We start from the raw sequence: 16133 nt of genomic DNA, 5'->3' as shown, positions 1-16133 counted from the left end.
CCAGTCAAGGAGGTGTCACACGAACTACAGGCCCAGATTAAGGAATTCGCCCGTCCTGGACAACGAATCGATTTCAATATCGATATGACGGGATTCGCTCACGCCGGCACCTCCCGCGTCGAGCAGTGGATGCCGCCGCCGCCCGACGCGATGCCGAGGATGTCGACCTGCACGATCGACCGGTTCCCCGCATACGGCCGGATCGCGGCAACTGCAGCCGCATCTGCCGCCGCGTCGTTGAACTTCGGCATGACGATCGCACCGTTGCAGGCGTAGAAATTGATATAGCCGGCCGCGAAATTCGTCATCTGCCGGTCGGTCAGGCTGGTGCCGGCCGACGTGCCGAAATTGACCGGCGGCACCAGCTCGACGATCTGCAGCGGCCGGCCGTTCGCATCGGTCTGGCCGGAGAGCCGTTGCCGGTTCGCGTCCGTCAATGCGCGCTCGCCGGTCGAATTCGACGCGTCGTAACAGCACGCGACCACGCCGGGCGCGAGAAAGCGCGCGTAGAAGTCGACGTGCCCGTTCGTGATGTCGGTCTCGCCGGCCGGGGTCGCCGCGCCGCCGGCGCCGCCCGCGCCGCTGCCGCGCGGATAGGTCGCCGTACCGGGCAGCCAGATGATCTTCCGCACGCCGAGCGTGCGCTGCAGTTCGGCGAGCACCGTGTCTTTCGCCGTCGGCAGCAGCGTCGCATTCGCAATCACGCCGTTCGGGATGTCGAACAGCTGCGGATTCCGGTTCACGTGCAGCACGGACGATTCGGTGAGGATCGCCGTCGCCTCGCCGTCGAATTCGATCGCGCCGCCTTCGAGCGTCAGCGTGCTGCGGATCAGGCTCGCGCCTTTCCGCTGCGCCATCCAGCCCGCCACCACGTTGTCGCGACTGAACGGCTGGAAGAACTTGCCCGCCTTCGACCGGTTGCTCGCGGCCGCGACTTCCGGCGGGACCGTCGCGCCGGAGCGCATCCCGGCGCCGTCGGTGTTCGCGTTGCCCCAGCCGTTGAAATTGAAGTCGACCGCATTCAGCGCATCGCCGTTCGTCGTATCCCTGACGAACAGGCACCCCGTGTCGCGCACCCAGAAATCGTTGAAGCCGTCGGCGAGCGGCACGAGGTTGATCCCGCCGGCTCCCGCGGCGCGCGCCGCATAGCGCGCGTGCAGGTCGGGGTTCGCGACGCTCGCGGTCGCGAGCAGCGCGCGGGCCGCGTCGAGATCGGCCGGCAGCACCAGCATGTCGACCGGCTCGGTTGCGCCGATCGCTTTTGCGACGTCCATCAGGTCGGCCCGCACGCGGTCGATGCCTGCATCCGTGCTTTGCGGCGTGACGGGCATCCAGATGCCATCCGCGCCGGAAGCGAAAGCCATGTAGGTCGATGCGTGCGGCGCATCTTCGGCCGGCAGCCGGTACTTGACCTGCCGCGTCGACGGCGTCGTGCCAGATGTCGTGCCTGGCGACGTGGAAGCCGCGCCGGATGCACCATCGCCACCGCCACCGCAAGCGGTCAGGCTGCCCAGCAGCGGCACGCCGAGAAAGGCGGCCGAATATCGGATGAAGCCGCGCCGGCCGTTATCGGGTGTGCGCTGCATGCGCTTGCCGGTGCTCGCATGGGTACGTCGTTTCGTCATGTTTCAACTCCTTTGTGCGGTCGGCGCGCACGCGTGCACGCCGGCTTCCGTCTCGCAAGACGGACTCCGCATTGTTTTCAGTAGTCCGGAATGAACTGCTGCCTGCTACGGTCGTACGGGCCGGTCACACATGCCGGCCCGCGGCCGTGCTCAGGCCGGCTGCTGTTGCGTCGTGCAGTGGATGCCGCCGCCGCCCGCGGCGATGCCGTCGATGTTCAGCTGGATGATCTCGCGCCCCGGAAACAGGTCGACGAGCGTGTCGCGCGTATTGCGGTCGGCGCGGCTGTCGCCGAACGCCGGCGCGATCACCGCGCGGTTGCACACGTAGAAGTTGATGTAGCCGGCCGCGAACTCATCGTTCTCGTATTGATGCCGGACGGACTTCGGCCCCGGCAGCACGACGACCTTCAACGGGCGGCCCTTTGCATCGGTGGATTTCCGCAGGATCTCCAGATGCTGCCGCGTCACCGCGTGGTCGTATGAAGACGGATCGGTATCGAGCCCGGCCACCACCACACCCGGGCTCGTGAAGCGCGCATAGAAGTCGGTATGCCCGTCGGTGATGTCCTTGCCCGCGATGCCCGGCAACCAGATGATCTTCTTCAGCCCCAGCAGCCGGCTCAGCTCCGCCTCGCACTGTGCCTGGCTGACGCCCGGATTGCGGTTGCGGTTGAGCACGCAGCTGCGCGTGATGATCGCCGTGCCCTCGCCGTCCACCTCGATGCCGCCGCCTTCGAGCACCAGCCGCGTGTCGAGCAGCCGCGCACCGGCGCGCTCCGCCACGAACGGCGCGACTTCCGCGTCCTGGTCGTGCTCCTGCTTGTTGCCCCAGCCGTTGAAATTGAAGCTCACGCCGCCGAGCTGGCCCGACGCGTTCTTCACGAACACGGGCCCCGTGTCGCGCATCCACAGATCGTCGACCGGGTGCTGGACGAGCTCGACCGATGAACCGCACAGCCGCGATGCGATCGCATAGTCCTGCTCGCGCACCAGCATCTTGAGCGGCTCGTGCGCGGCGATCGCCTTCGCGATCGCGGCCAGGTTCGCGCGCGCAACGGGCAACAGCCGCGCGCCCCAGATGTCCTCGCTCGGGCCGAACGCCATCCAGGTCGCCGTGTGCGGCGCGCCCTCGTCCGGCATGTGCCAGGTTGCGCCCTGCTGCGCGTGCGCGGCGCGGCCGAGCACCCCCGAGCGCGCCGGCGGCCAGCGCCGCCCCCGATACGGACAGGCCGCGTTGCAACAGTTGACGTCTCGTTGTCATGGCATTCCTCTTTCGCTTGCCGGTTGCTTCGTTTGCTTCGGTTGTTTCAATCGTTCGGCGGCTTCGTGATGCGCGGTCACGGCCGCGCCGTCTTGAAGCCGAGCCAGGTCCGGCCTTCCACACGCATCGCGGCCGGCGATTCGGCGATCGGCGTGAACAGCGTGCGCCGCGTCGCCTCGTCCGGATAAATGCCGGGATCGCGTACCAGCGCCAGGTCCATCAGCTTCAGCGCGCCCTGGTTCGCATTCGCGTAGCGCGTCGAATTCGAGATCCTCGCGATCACGTCCGGACGCAGGATGTAGTTGATGAACGCATGCGCGTTGTCCGGATGCTTCGCGGAGGCCGGGATGACCATCGCGTCGAACCACATCAGGGTGCCGATCCGCGGAATGTCGTACACGACGTCGCGTTTCGGATCGCGCGCCTTCGCCTTCTGCGCGGCCAGGTTGATCGCGCCGGAGAAGCCGACCGTCACGCACAGCTCGCCGTCGATCAGCTCGTTGGCATCGGACGAATTGACGAACTCGCGGATGAACGGCCGGATCTTCATCAGCATCGCCTGCGCGGCTGCATAGTCCTGCGCGGACGGGTGCATCGGATCGCGGCCGACATAGCGCAGCGCCAGCGGCAGCACGGTGCTCGCGGAATCCTGCAGGCCCAGCCCGCACTTCGCGGCGACGCGCGCCGCGATCTCCGGCTTGAACAGCAGGTCGAGGCTGTCGGCCGGCATGTCCTTGCCGAGGATCGCGCGCACCCTGGCGCGGTCGTAGCCGACGCCCACGGTGCCCCACATGTACGGCACGCCATACTGGTTGCCCGGATCGGATTGCGCCATCTGCTTCAGCAGCGACGGATCGAGATACTTCAGGTTCGGCAGCCGGTTCTTGTCGAGCTTGCGAAACACGCCGGCCTGGATCTGCTTGGCCATGAAGTCGTTGGTCGGCCACACGAGGTCGTAGCCGCTGTTGCCGGTCAGCAGCTTCGACTGCAGCGTCTCGTCGCTGTCGTACGCGTCGTAGCGCACCTTGATGCCGGTTTCCTTCTCGAAGCCGGCCAGCGTATCCGGCGCGAAGTAATTGCTCCAGTTGTACAGGTTCAGCACCTTCTCTTCGTCGGCGCGGGCCGTGCCGGCCAGCACGCACAGCGCGAGGCCCGGCACCACGAAGCGCAACCCTCCTTTCCGTTTCATCGGGCCTCCCTCATCGATAACACGACGACACGCCGTCGCTGGTCAGCAACGTGCGGTACATCTCCGGGCGGCGATCGCGGAAAAAGCCCCACGATTGCCGGTCGGCGCGGATCGCGTCGAGATCGAACGTGTGCACGAGCACGGCTTCATCGGTGCGGTTCGCCTCGGCCCGCTTCTCGCCGGTGTGATCCGCGATGAAACTCGACCCGTAGAACACGCCCGTGAGCCCCTGCTGCGCCGGATTGCCGTTGCCGAAGCCGACTTCGCGGCCGATCCGGTTCGCGGCCACGACCGGCACCATGTTGGCGGCCGCGTGGCCCTGCATCGTGCGCTGCCAGTGGCCGGACGAATCGAACGCACTGCTGAACGGCTCCGAGCCGATGATGGTCGGAAAGCACAGGATCTCGGCGCCCATCAGCGCGAGGCTGCGCGCCGTTTCCGGATACCACTGGTCCCAGCAGATGCCGATGCCGATCCGGCCGAAGCGCGTGTCCCACACCTTGAAGCCGGTGTCGCCCGGCGTGAAATAGAACTTCTCCGTATAGCCCGGCCCGTCCGGGATATGCGTCTTGCGATAGACGCCGAGCACGCGCCCGTCCGCGTCGGCCACGGCGATCGAGTTGTACGCGGCATTGCCCGCGCGCTCGAAGAAGCCGATCGGCAGCACGACGCCGAGCTCGCCGGCCAGCGCCGCGAAACGGGCGATCTGCGCGTTGCCTTCGAACGGCTGCGCAAGCTCGAGATGACGCACGTTCTGGTCGAGGCAGAAATACGGCATCGCGAACAGCTCCGGGCACAGCACGAGATTCGCGCCCTGTGCGGCGGCCGCGCGGACCAGGCGCTCCGCGGTGGCCATGTTGTCTTCGAGATTCCAGCTGCCCGACGCCATCTGGACGGCGGCGACGGTAATGTGTTTGGACGGCATTGCGATTGCTCCTCGGTCGAACCGGAAACCGCTGACGAAACGTCGCTCAGTTCGCGACGCACGGCTGCTGCTGCGTCGAGCAGTGGATGCTGCCGCCGCCGACCGACAACGTCGGGATCGGCAGCATCTCCACGTTGCGCCCGGGAAACGCGCGACCGAATGCCTCGCGCGCGGCCTGATCCTGCTCGACGCCGAACGCGGACACGATCACTGCGCCGTTCACCAGAATGTAGTTCGCGTAGCAATCGCAGTAGCGCTCGGAGCCGAAGCGTTCGGTGACGATCGGCGACGGCAGGTCGAGCAGCTCGAAGCGACGCCCCGCCGCGTCGGTCGCCAGCTCCAGCGCGCGACGGTTTTCCCGCATCACGTGAAAATAGTCGCCCTGCTCCGGCAGCGCGGTCTGGCACAGCATCCGGCCGGGTGCGATGAACGATGCGATGCCGTCCACGTGCCCGTTCGTCTCCACTTCGTCGGGATTGCCCGGCAGCCAGATGATCTTCTCGACGCCCAGCATGCGGCGCAGCTCAGTTTCGATTTCCGCGCGGCTCAGGTGCGGATTGCGATTCGGATGCAGCAGGCAGCTCTCGGTGGTGACCAGCGTGCCCTGCCCATCGACGTAGAACGCGCCGCCCTCCAGCACCAGGTGCGAATTGAAGATCTCGGCGCCGGCCGCGCGGGCGATGTCCTGCCCGGCCTGCTGGCAGCCGTCGTACGGCTGGTACTTCTCGCCCCAGCAGTTGAAGCGGAACACGGCCGCGCCCAGCCCGCGCTGTTCGCTCACCAGGAAGACCGGCCCGCAGTCGCGCAGCCAGTTGTCCTCGGCCGCGACCGGCAGCACGTCGACGCTCGCGCCGACCATCTCGCGCGCGGCGTCGGCCTGGCTGTGGTGCGCGGCCACCACGCAGCGCTGGTAGCGGGCGATCGTCCGCGCAACCAGCGCGAATTCGCGGCACACCTGCGCGTAGTGGCTCCCCCACAGATCCTCGCGATCGTGGAGAACCGGCCATCCGAGCCACGTGGCATCCATGGATTCCCATTCCGCGGGCATCCGGTAACCGCGCTGGCGAGCATCAAAGCGACCCATCGTTCAGCCTCCGTTGTGATTGATGGCCGATTGTGCGTCAGGTTAAACTTGATGAATATTGATATTTCTTGGCCGAATCAATCAATCTGCCTCATACCTCGATGCAACGCGTTCCTTCCTTGAAACTGCTGACCGGCTTCGAAGCCGCGGCCCGATTGGGTAATTTCTCGCGCGCGGCCGACGAGCTGCACCTGTCGCAATCGGCGATCAGCCATCAGATCCAGCAGCTCGAAGCGCAACTCGGTCAGCCGCTGTTCCGCCGGCGCGGCCGCGGCGTCGAACTGACCATCGCCGGCGAGGTCCTGCAGCGCAGCGTGCAGCGCGCGATGGACACGTTGCGTGGCGGCCTCGACCGCATCGCGACCTACCTGAACCCGGGGCTCGTCGTGCTCGTGTGTCCCGCGCCGTTGCTGCATGGCTGGCTGCAGCCGCGCCTCGAGCAGTTGCAGCACGCGCTGCCCGACCTGTGCCCGCTGCTGTCGACCGACGAAACCGCGCGCTACGTCGACGAGATCGACGTCGACATGACGATCGGCACGCGGCCGATGCTGCAGCCCGGCCTGCTCGATATCCCGTTCATGCGGGACGAATGGGTGACGGTGTGCGCGACGCCGCTGGCGGAACAACTCGAACGCGTGCCGCGCGACGCGCACCCGCAGCACGTGGGCGTCATCTGTCTCGAAGCCAGCCTGACCGACGAGCGTCTCGCGACGGTGTTTCGCGAGCAGCTGTCGGCATTCCGGATGCATGCGATCTACGACGACCAGCGGCTCGTGCTGGACGCCGTGCTGCGCGGCCGCGGCATCGCGTGCCTGCCGCGCCTCGTCGCGCAGGCAGGCATCGACCAGCGCACGCTGACCGTGCTCGCCGATTACCCGCGCCTGCCCGGCACCACGTGGTGGCTGTCGCGCATGGAAGGCCCGTCGCGCTCGCCGATCGTCGAGCGGATGTTCGAATGGCTGGTCGAGCAAGGTAGCCTGTCGAGCGCATCCGATCCGGCGTCCGACCACGCGACGCCTCCGCCCGCGTAATCGCATGCCGCAAAAAAAACGTCCCGCCGGATGGCGGGACGTTCGTCATGATGCGAATGCGCTCGATGCGCACACTGCGCAGCCGATCACGGCTCGTGACGCAGATACCCTTCCTTGCTCGGATCGCGCATCCGCCACGACACGAGCAGCGAGATCGCGCACAGCACGGTCACGTACCAGTAGAAGGTTTCCTCGCTGCCGATCGACTTGAACCACAGCGCGACGTACTCGGCGGAACCGCCGAAGATCGCGTTCGCGACCGCATATGACAGGCCGACGCCCATCGCGCGCACTTCCGGCGGGAACATCTCGGCCTTGATCAGCCCGCTGATCGACGTGTAGAAGCTGACGATCGCGAGCGCGACGGTGATCAGCACGAATGCGGCCACCGGGCTCGTCACGTCCTTCAGCGCATGCATCAGCGGCACCGTGCCGATCACCGCGAACGAACCGAACAGGATCATCGACGTGCGGCGGCCGATCTTGTCGGACAGCGCGCCGAACACCGGCTGCATCAGCATGTAGACGAGCAGCGCGACGGTCATCACGTTGCTGGCCGTCTTCGCATGCATGCCGGCCGTGTTCACGAGGTACTTCTGCATGTACGTCGTGAACGTGTAGAAGATCAGCGAGCCGCCGGCCGTGAAGCCGACCACCGTGAAGAACGCGCCCTTGTGCTGCCACACGCCGCGAATCGTGCCCGCGTTTTTCTTGTCGCGCGATGCGGTCGTCGACGTCTCGTCGAGCGACTTGCGCAGGTACAGCGAGATCAGCGCGGCCGCCGCGCCGACCACGAACGGAATGCGCCAGCCCCACGCCTTCAGTTCGTCGGCCGACAGCGTCTGCTGCAGGATCACGAGCACGAGCAGCGCGCACAGCTGGCCGCCGATCAGCGTCACGTACTGGAACGACGCGAAGAAGCCGCGACGGCCCTTCAGCGCCACCTCGCTCATGTAGGTCGCGCTCGTGCCGTATTCGCCGCCCACCGACAGCCCCTGGAACAGCCGCGCGATCAGCAGCAGCGCCGGCGCGAGCGCGCCGATCTGCGCATAGGTCGGCAGCACCGCGATCACGAGCGAGCCGCCGCACATCATCAGCACCGAGATCATCATCGCGTTGCGGCGGCCGTGGCGGTCGGCGATGCGGCCGAACAGCCAGCCGCCGATCGGGCGCATCAGGAAGCCGGCCGCGAACACCCCGGCCGTGTTCAGCAGCTGCGTCGTCGTGTTGCCGCTCGGGAAGAACGCCGGCGCGAAGTACAGCGCGCAGAACGAGTAGATGTAGAAGTCGAACCACTCGACGAGGTTGCCCGACGAGGCGCCGACGATGGCGAACACGCGCCGCCGGGTGTCATGCGCGGACAGCGCAGCTTGGTCGGTCTGGACGTCCATGGATTGGTCAGTTCCTTTTAGTGCTTTCTGGGCGAGACGGCTGGGGGCCGCCGCGTGCGATCGTACGTGGCACCGGTTCCGGCGCACGGCGCTATGGAATTTTAGCGAAATGTAAAGTAACGGGCTCTCCGGGTTCGTCCGGATGTAGAAAATTTTTCTCCTGCCACGCGTTCGTCATATGAAAACGCCAGCCGCAAGGCTGGCGTCCGATGCAAACTTTCTGCTGGCGACGTTCAGATCCGCACCTCCGGCGGCACGTAGCGGCACTCGTAGCGCTTGCGCACGGTGCCGGCCTCGTCGACGCTTTCCAGGAACACGTCGAATTGCCAGAGCCGCGCCATGTGCTTGAGCACCTCGTCGCTGTCGTTCGACAGGTGGCGGTTGTCGGTCATGAAGTGGCGCAGCGTGAGACTGCGATCCCCGCGCGTATTCACCGCCCACACCTGGATGTTCGGCTCACGGTGATGGATGTCGTACTGCCGCGACAGCGCCTGCCTCACGTACTGGTAGCCCGAATCGTCGTGGATCGCCGACACCTCGAGCGAATCGCGCATGTCGTCGTCGAGCACCGAGAAGAGCCGCATGTCGCGGATCAGGCTCGGCGACAGGTACTGCGCGATGAAGCTCTCGTCCTTGAAGTTGCGCATTGCGTAGTGCATCGCCGGCAGCCACGGGGTGCCCGCGATCTCCGGAAACCACTTGTAGTCCTCTTCCGTCGGCGCTTCGCAGATCCGCCGGATGTCGCTCATCATCGAGAAGCCGAGCGCATACGGGTTGATCCCGCTGTAGTACGGCTTCGTGACGGGCGGCTGGTAGACCACGTTGCTGTGTGAGTGCAGGAATTCCATCATGAAGCTGTCTTCCAGCTTCCCCTGGTTGTACAGCGTGTTCAGCAGCGTGTAGTGCCAGAACGTCGCCCAACCTTCGTTCATCACCTGCGTCTGCCGCTGCGGGTAGAAATACTGGCCGATCTTGCGCACGATGCGGATCACTTCCCGCTCCCACGGCTCGAGCAGCGGTGCATTCTTCTCCGCGAAATACAGCAGGTTCTCCTGCGGCTCGGGCGGATAGCGGTCTTCCTGCTCTTCCATCAGCTCGGGCTTCTTGCCCGGCAGCGTGCGCCACAGTTCATTCACCTGCGACTGCAGGTACGCCTCGCGCTCGCGCCGCAGCGCGGCTTCCTTCGACAGCGAAGGCTTCTGCGGCCGCTTGTAGCGGTCGACGCCGTAGTTCATCAGCGCATGGCACGAATCGAGCAATTCCTCGACGCGATCGAGGCCGTAGCGCTCCTCGCATTCCGCGACGTAGTTCTTCGCGTACACGAGATAGTCGATGATCGCGTGCGCGTCGGTCCACAGCCGGAACAGGTAATTGCCCTTGAAGAACGAGTTGTGCCCGTACGCCGCGTGCGCGATGACGAGCGCCTGCATCGTCATCGTGTTCTCTTCCATCAGGTACGCGATGCACGGGTTCGAGTTGATGACGATTTCGTACGCGAGCCCCATCTGGCCGCGACGGTAGCTCTTCTCGGTCGACAGGAAATGCTTGCCGAACGACCAGTGACGGTAGTTGACGGGCATCCCGACCGACGCATACGCGTCCATCATCTGCTCGGCGCTGATCAGTTCGAGCTGGATCGGGTAGATATCGAGCTCGTATTGTTCGGCAACCTGCGAGATGTGCGTGTCGTATTCCTCGAGCAGTTCGAACGTCCAGTCGGACGGGCACGGCAGCGGCTTGCGTTCGGCAACGTTCATACGCGCTTCCTTTCGCCCGGAGCCGGGCAAGTCGGCGGCCGGCGGCGGTGGTTCGGCCTGCCCGCGTTGCTGCGATGCGGCAGGGCCGGCCGTGTCGTCGCCGGAAGGGCGCGGCGCATAGCCGCGCGACTCGTTGTGCAGATGGCGGGTCGTCATGACATTTCCACCTGCTTTTCGAACAATTCGCGAAACACCGGGTAGATGTCGGCAGCCGATTCCACTTTTTTCATCGCGAGGTGCGGCTGAGACAAGGCCAGTTGCGCGTATTCCAGCCACAGGTTCTGCTCTTCCGGCGCGACCTGGATATACGCGAAGTAACGCGTCTTCGTGAGGATATCCTCTTCCAGGATTTTGCGACACTTGGGCGAATCGTCAGTCCAGTTGTCGCCGTCGGACGCCTGCGCGCCGTAGATGTTCCACTCGGTCGGCGAGTAGCGCTCGTTCATCACCTTGCGCATCAGCTCGAGCGCGCTCGACACCACCGTGCCGCCGCTCTCGGTCGAATGGAAGAAGGTGTCCTCGTCGACTTCCTCGGCTCGCGTGTGGTGACGGATGAACACGACCTCGATGCGCTCGTAGTTCCGCTTGAGGAACAGGTAAAGCAGGATGAAGAAGCGCTTCGACAGATCCTTGCGCTGCTCGTCCATCGAGCCCGACACGTCCATCAGGCAGAACATCACGGCCTGGCTCGACGGTTGCGGCTGCTTCACGCGGTTGATGTAGCGCAGGTCGAACGGATCGATGAACGGAATCCGCCAGATGCGCCCCTTCAGGTGATGGATCTCGGCCTCGAGCACCGCGATCTCCGCGCGCCGGTCTTCCGGATCGCTCTTCATCGCCTCGAGCTGCGCCTCGAGTTCGCGCAGCTCGTTGACGAGCGGCGAGCCGAGCGCGATGCGACGCCCGAGCGCGCTGCGCAGCGAACGCACGACGTCGATGTTGTTCGGCGTGCCTTCCGCCGACCAGCCCGCGCGCACGTTCTTCCAGCTCGGCACCGTCAGCAGGTGCGTCTTCACGAGGCGCGGCAGTTCGAGATCGTCGAAGAAGTACTGCATGAACTCGTCGCGCGACAACTCGAACACGAAGTCGTCCTGCCCTTCGCCCTCGTTGCTCGCCTGACTGCCTCCGCCGCCCGAGCCACCCTGCGGACGCGGGATCTTGTCGCCGCGCACGTAGTCCTCGTTGCCGGGGTGCACGTATTCACGACGTCCGCCAGGGGCGTGCCGAAAATTCGGCTCCGCGATGTCCTTGCGCGGAATCGTGATGCTTTGCGTGCTCTGGATATCCTTGATGCTACGGTCGCGCACCGCGTCGGACACGGCACGACGAATGTAGTTCTTGACGCGACGCAGAAAGCGTTCGCGGTTGGCGATACTCTTGTTCTTGCCGGCCAGCCTGCGGTCGATGATTTGATGAAGCACTCCCGGTCTCCCGCTCGAAAGTCGATATGCCGGGACGCTCGCCGCACATGCCGTCTCCCGTCATGCGGGCGGCGTCTCTGAAAACACCCGTACGGCGACGCCGTACGGGCGCGGTACCGCGCGCGTCATGACGACTTGCGCACGCGCAGGTACCAGTCGCAAAGCAGCCTCACCTGCTTCGGCGTATAGCCCTTCGCGACCATCCGGTTCACAAAGTCCTCATGCTTGCGCTGCTCCTCCGCCGAACCCTTGGCGTTGAACGAAATCACCGGCAACAGTTCCTCGGTGTTCGAGAACATCTTCTTCTCGATCACGACGCGCAACTTCTCGTAGCTCGTCCACACGGGGTTCTTGCCGGCATTCGCCGCCCGCGCACGCAACACGAAGTTCACGATCTCGTTGCGGTAATCCTTCGGATTACTGATGCCGGCCGGCTTCTCGATCTTCTCCAGCTCCGCGTTCAGCGCGGCGCGGTCGAAGCTCTCGCCCGTGTCGTGATCGCGGAATTCCTGGTCCTGGATCCAGAAGTCCGCATACGTGACGTAGCGGTCGAAGATGTTCTGGCCGTACTCCGAATACGACTCGAGGTACGCCGTCTGGATCTCCTTGCCGATGAATTCCGCGTAGCGCGACGCGAGCACGTCCTTCACGAAGGACAGGTACTTCTGCTCGGTTTCCGGCGGGAACTGCTCGCGTTCGATCTGCTGTTCGAGCACGTACATCAGGTGCACGGGGTTGGCCGCCACCTCGCTCGAATCGAAGTTGAACACGCGCGACAGGATCTTGAACGCGAAGCGTGTCGACACGCCCGTCATCCCTTCGTCCACGCCCGCGTAGTCGCGGTATTCCTGGTACGACTTCGCCTTCGGATCGGTGTCCTTCAGGTTTTCGCCGTCATACACCTGCATCTTCGAGAACAGGCTCGAATTCTCCGGCTCGTGCAGGCGCGACAGCACCGAGAACTGCGACATCATCTTCAGCGTGCCCGGCGCGCAGACGGCTTCGGCCAGCGACGAGTTGCGGATCAGCTTCTCGTAGATCTTGGTCTCTTCCGACACGCGCAGGCAGTACGGCACCTTCACGACGAAGATCCGGTCGAGCAGTGCCTCGTTGTTGCGGTTGTTGCGGAACGCCTTCCACTCCGACTCGTTCGAGTGCGCGAGGATGATCCCGTCGAACGGAATCGCGCCGAAGCCCTCGGTGCCCTTGAAGTTGCCTTCCTGCGTGGCGGTGAGCAGCGGGTGCAGCACCTTGATCGGCGCCTTGAACATTTCGACGAACTCGAGCAGCCCCTGGTTCGCCAGGCACAGGCCGCCCGAGTAGCTGTACGCGTCGGCGTCGTCCTGCGCGTACTGTTCGAGCTTGCGGATATCGACCTTGCCGACCAGCGACGAGATGTCCTGATTGTTCTCGTCACCCGGCTCCGTCTTCGCGATGCCGACCTGCCGCAGGATCGACGGATAGCGGCGCACCACGCGGAACTGGCGGATGTCGCCGTTGTATTCGTGCAGCCGCTTGACGGCCCACGGACTCAGGATGTTCTTCAGGTAGCGGCGCGGAATGCCGTACTGTTCCTCGAGGATCGGACCGTCTTCGTCGTAGTCGAACAGCCCGAGCGGCGATTCGTTGACGGGCGAACCCTTCAGCGAATAGAACGGCACGCGCTCCATCAGTTGCTTCAGACGCTCGGCGATCGACGACTTGCCGCCGCCCACCGGGCCAAGCAGATAGAGGATCTGCTTCTTCTCTTCGAGCCCTTGCGCAGCGTGGCGGAAATAGGCGACCACCTGCTCGATCACCTCCTCCATTCCGTAGAACTCACGGAATGCGGGATAGACCTTGATGACCTTGTTCGCAAAGATCCGCGACAGGCGCGGGTCGTTGCGGGTATCGATGTGTTCAGGTTCCCCGATTGCTTCCAGCATGCGTTCACCAGCCGTCGCGTACGCGGATGGATCGTTCTTGCAGAGCGCGAGATACTCCTCCAGCGAGAGCTCTTCCTCTCGCGTTTTTTCGAAGCGGTTCGCGAAGCTGCTGTAAATATCCATGCTACCTCCCTCGCCTGAGTCTGAAGACGTGCCTGCCTTCGTACGACTGCGCAGAAGCAAGCGCGTTCGAATTCATCCTAAACCCTTTCTTATTTTTTTTCACGAACTCTTCGTATGAAGTTCGTCATTCTCGACAACACCGCTTGGACAACACATTTCGTCGTTTTACAATCGACCTCCCGAGCCGCAGAAACTGCATCCGGCGCGTCTCGTCGAACAACGGAACGTCTTGTGTGTTGGACACCGCCGACGTCGTCGCTTCTCCCCTTCATCCCTATACGTTCGAGCGGTCGTTTTCGACGACACGTTGCGCGCGCCGTTACAAATTTTTTTCGCAGCGCCCTTACGGAAATACCCGTACGACGGATGCGGGAACATGACGCACCACATGCGCACGCATCCTTCGATGCACGTTTCACCCGGCATGCGACGTGGCACGATCGTCATTCATGCCGGTCGCCTGTCACATTTCTTCCGTCGCGGAAACGACGACGCCCGCATGTCGCGGGCGTCGTTCGTCACCAAATGGGGATAGATGCGCGGCGCGCGCGAATCAGAAGGTTTCCCAATCGTCCGCGTCGGCGGTAGCGGCCGCTTGCGCGGGTGCTGCAGAAGCCGCGACAGGCCGGCGTACCGGCGCCGCTGCGGCGACGCGTTTCGGGGGTGCGTCGCGCTCGTCGCGCGCAGCAACCTGGACGGGCACCGCCACCGTTGCGGCGGCCGCACGCGGCGGGTGACGCACGGCAACCGGTGCCGCGACACCCGGGCGAGCCTCGTCTTCATTGAGCTGGAAGACCGCTGCCGTTTCACGCAGGCGCCCGGCCTGTTCGTCGAGCGATTGCGCGGCAGCCGCGGCTTCCTCGACGAGCGCCGCATTCTGCTGCGTGACCTCGTCCATCTGCGCGACCGCGCGCGCCACCTGGTCGATCCCGCCGCTCTGCTCCTCGGACGCCGCCGCGATCTCGCCCATGATGTCCGTCACGCGCTGCACCGCACTGATCACGTCGCTCATCGTGCGCCCTGCTTCGTCGACCAGCGTGGAACCCGAGCGAATGCGCTCCACCGATGCGTCGATCAGCACCTTGATCTCCTTGGCCGCGGTCGACGAACGCTGGGCCAGGCTGCGCACCTCGCCCGCGACGACCGCGAAACCGCGGCCTTCCTCGCCCGCCCGCGCCGCTTCGACTGCGGCATTCAGCGCAAGAATGTTGGTCTGGAACGCGATTCCTTCGATGATCGCGATGATGTCCGCGATCTTGGCCGAGCTGTCGTTGATCTCGCCCATCGTGCCGACCACCTGCCCGACCACCGTATTGCCCTTGTTTGCAATCTCCGACGCGTTCGCGGCCAGCGAACTCGCCTGGCGTGCATTGTCCGCGTTCTGCTTCACGGTGCCGGTCAGCTGCTCCATGCTCGACGCGGTTTCCTGCAGCGCCGCGGCCTGTTCCTCGGTGCGCGACGACAGGTCGATGTTACCGGCCGCGATCTGGCGCGCCGCGGTCGCGATCGACTCGCTGCCGCCGCGCACGGTGCGCACCGTGTCGACGAGCCCGCGCTGCATCTTGCCGAGGCCTTCGAGAAGCTGGCCCATCTCGTCACGGCGATCCACGACGATCGGCCGGCGCAGGTCGCCGGCGGCAATCGCGTCGAAATGCGCGAGCGCGTCGGCAATCGGACGGCCGATCGCGCGGCTCAGCGTCAGCCACGACACCACCGCGGCGGCAAGGCCGGCCGCCAGCGCGGCGATCGCCAGCACGCGCACCGTGTCGAACGCCGATTCCGCACGGTCGAAGCCGGCTTGCGCATCGGTGAACTGGAAGTTGCGCAGCGCCTCGCTCGCCACCGAGAGGTCGTTGTAGCTCGCCTGGAGCTGCTTCGCGCCTTCGCCGATCCGGTCGGCCTGATTCGCTCCGATCACGCTCGCGAACGCGTCACACGCGTGCTGCAACGCCTGCCGCTTCGCGGCGACGTCCTGTGCGAGCCGGTCTTCCTCCGGGCCGCGCGGCAACGCGAGGTATTTCTGCCACCACGTGTCGGACTGCGCGCGCATCGCGCGGCTTCGTTCCACGGCCGCCGCCGAGTCCGGCGTGCCGGCCAGCAGCGCCCCACGGTCGAGCGCAAGGCGTTCGCGCGCGGCGTAGATCTCGGCCACCGAAACGTCGACCGCGCTGGGCATCTGGTTCGTGAAAACGTCGCGCGTCGTGTCGTTCGCGCGCGTCATGCCGTACACGCCAAGCGCACCGATCACCCCCAGGAGCACCGCCAGAAACGCCATCGTGAAACCGATGCGCGCACGAATCGTCAGGTTTTTGAACACCATCATCCTTCCTGTGTTGCGTCGTGATGGACGGGACGGGCCCGTCGCGTCGAAGCATTGCTTCACTTGGTGCATTTACGACCA

The 16133-nt window shown here is 65.0% G+C and carries 11 protein-coding genes; 1 reads left to right on the top strand and 10 read right to left on the bottom strand.

Going from position 1 to position 16133, the window contains the following annotated elements; all coding sequences use genetic code 11:
• Window positions 1-98 precede the first annotated feature (98 nt).
• The 5 genes from CFB45_RS09245 to CFB45_RS09225 all read right to left on the bottom strand — a co-directional run bounded on the left by CFB45_RS09245 (window position 99) and on the right by CFB45_RS09225 (window position 6048).
• Complete coding sequence (locus CFB45_RS09245; protein ID WP_089425362.1) at window positions 99-1625, bottom strand: agmatine deiminase family protein; 1527 nt, start codon at window positions 1623-1625, stop codon at window positions 99-101.
• Window positions 1626-1775: 150 nt separating this feature from the next.
• A complete protein-coding gene (locus CFB45_RS09240) occupies window positions 1776-2810 on the bottom strand; it encodes an agmatine deiminase family protein (protein WP_256978183.1) in 1035 nt (344 codons plus the stop codon).
• Window positions 2811-2962: 152 nt separating this feature from the next.
• On the bottom strand, window positions 2963-4075 hold the full coding sequence (locus CFB45_RS09235; RefSeq protein WP_089425361.1) for a polyamine ABC transporter substrate-binding protein: 1113 nt from the start codon (window positions 4073-4075) through the stop codon (window positions 2963-2965).
• Window positions 4076-4085: 10 nt separating this feature from the next.
• Window positions 4086-5000: an N-carbamoylputrescine amidase gene (aguB, locus tag CFB45_RS09230; protein WP_089425360.1), complete on the bottom strand. Its 915-nt coding sequence runs from the start codon at window positions 4998-5000 to the stop codon at window positions 4086-4088.
• Window positions 5001-5046: 46 nt separating this feature from the next.
• Window positions 5047-6048 (bottom strand): agmatine deiminase family protein, encoded by a 1002-nt coding sequence (locus tag CFB45_RS09225; protein ID WP_256976651.1) that lies wholly within the window; start codon window positions 6046-6048, stop codon window positions 5047-5049.
• 137 nt (window positions 6049-6185) lie between these two features.
• On the opposite strand from CFB45_RS09225, the gene CFB45_RS09220 reads away from it, so the two are divergent.
• On the top strand, window positions 6186-7115 hold the full coding sequence (locus CFB45_RS09220; RefSeq protein WP_089425358.1) for a LysR family transcriptional regulator: 930 nt from the start codon (window positions 6186-6188) through the stop codon (window positions 7113-7115).
• Window positions 7116-7201: 86 nt separating this feature from the next.
• Here the strand turns inward: CFB45_RS09220 and CFB45_RS09215 are convergent, their stop codons facing one another.
• The 5 genes from CFB45_RS09215 to CFB45_RS09190 form a co-directional block, all read right to left on the bottom strand.
• Entirely contained in the window at window positions 7202-8506 is a 1305-nt protein-coding gene (locus CFB45_RS09215) for an MFS family transporter (protein WP_089425357.1), read from the bottom strand.
• Between the two features lie 233 nt (window positions 8507-8739).
• Window positions 8740-10419 carry a SpoVR family protein gene (locus CFB45_RS09210; RefSeq protein WP_089425356.1) on the bottom strand — a complete coding sequence of 560 codons (1680 nt, stop codon included), beginning with the start codon at window positions 10417-10419 and terminating at the stop codon, window positions 8740-8742.
• A complete protein-coding gene (locus CFB45_RS09205; RefSeq protein ID WP_039358726.1) occupies window positions 10416-11684 on the bottom strand; it encodes a YeaH/YhbH family protein in 1269 nt (422 codons plus the stop codon). The genes CFB45_RS09210 and CFB45_RS09205 overlap by 4 nt, the downstream gene beginning before the upstream one ends.
• A gap of 125 nt (window positions 11685-11809) precedes the next feature.
• Window positions 11810-13732, bottom strand: a complete 1923-nt coding sequence (locus CFB45_RS09200; protein ID WP_011351905.1) for a PrkA family serine protein kinase — start codon at window positions 13730-13732, stop codon at window positions 11810-11812.
• A 553-nt stretch (window positions 13733-14285) separates the two neighbouring features.
• Window positions 14286-16052 carry a methyl-accepting chemotaxis protein gene (locus CFB45_RS09190; protein ID WP_089425916.1) on the bottom strand — a complete coding sequence of 589 codons (1767 nt, stop codon included), beginning with the start codon at window positions 16050-16052 and terminating at the stop codon, window positions 14286-14288.
• Window positions 16053-16133 lie beyond the last annotated feature (81 nt).

Source organism: Burkholderia sp. HI2500 (assembly GCF_002223055.1).
GTDB lineage: Bacteria > Pseudomonadota > Gammaproteobacteria > Burkholderiales > Burkholderiaceae > Burkholderia.
Note: the sequence above shows the minus strand (reverse complement) of the source record. Positions and strands in the feature narration are given on the sequence as shown.

Excerpts from the sequence above, each read along its gene's own strand:
- CFB45_RS09245 (WP_089425362.1), bottom strand. The coding sequence starts at position 1,625 with ATGACGAAACGACGTACCCATGCGAGCACCGGCAAGCGCATGCAGCGC.
- CFB45_RS09235 (WP_089425361.1), bottom strand. The coding sequence starts at position 4,075 with ATGAAACGGAAAGGAGGGTTGCGCTTCGTGGTGCCGGGCCTCGCGCTG.
- aguB (WP_089425360.1), bottom strand. The coding sequence starts at position 5,000 with ATGCCGTCCAAACACATTACCGTCGCCGCCGTCCAGATGGCGTCGGGC.
- CFB45_RS09225 (WP_256976651.1), bottom strand. The coding sequence starts at position 6,048 with ATGCCCGCGGAATGGGAATCCATGGATGCCACGTGGCTCGGATGGCCG.
- CFB45_RS09220 (WP_089425358.1), top strand. The coding sequence starts at position 6,186 with ATGCAACGCGTTCCTTCCTTGAAACTGCTGACCGGCTTCGAAGCCGCG.
- CFB45_RS09215 (WP_089425357.1), bottom strand. The coding sequence starts at position 8,506 with ATGGACGTCCAGACCGACCAAGCTGCGCTGTCCGCGCATGACACCCGG.
- CFB45_RS09210 (WP_089425356.1), bottom strand. The coding sequence starts at position 10,419 with ATGACGACCCGCCATCTGCACAACGAGTCGCGCGGCTATGCGCCGCGC.
- CFB45_RS09200 (WP_011351905.1), bottom strand. The coding sequence starts at position 13,732 with ATGGATATTTACAGCAGCTTCGCGAACCGCTTCGAAAAAACGCGAGAG.
- CFB45_RS09190 (WP_089425916.1), bottom strand. The coding sequence starts at position 16,052 with ATGGTGTTCAAAAACCTGACGATTCGTGCGCGCATCGGTTTCACGATG.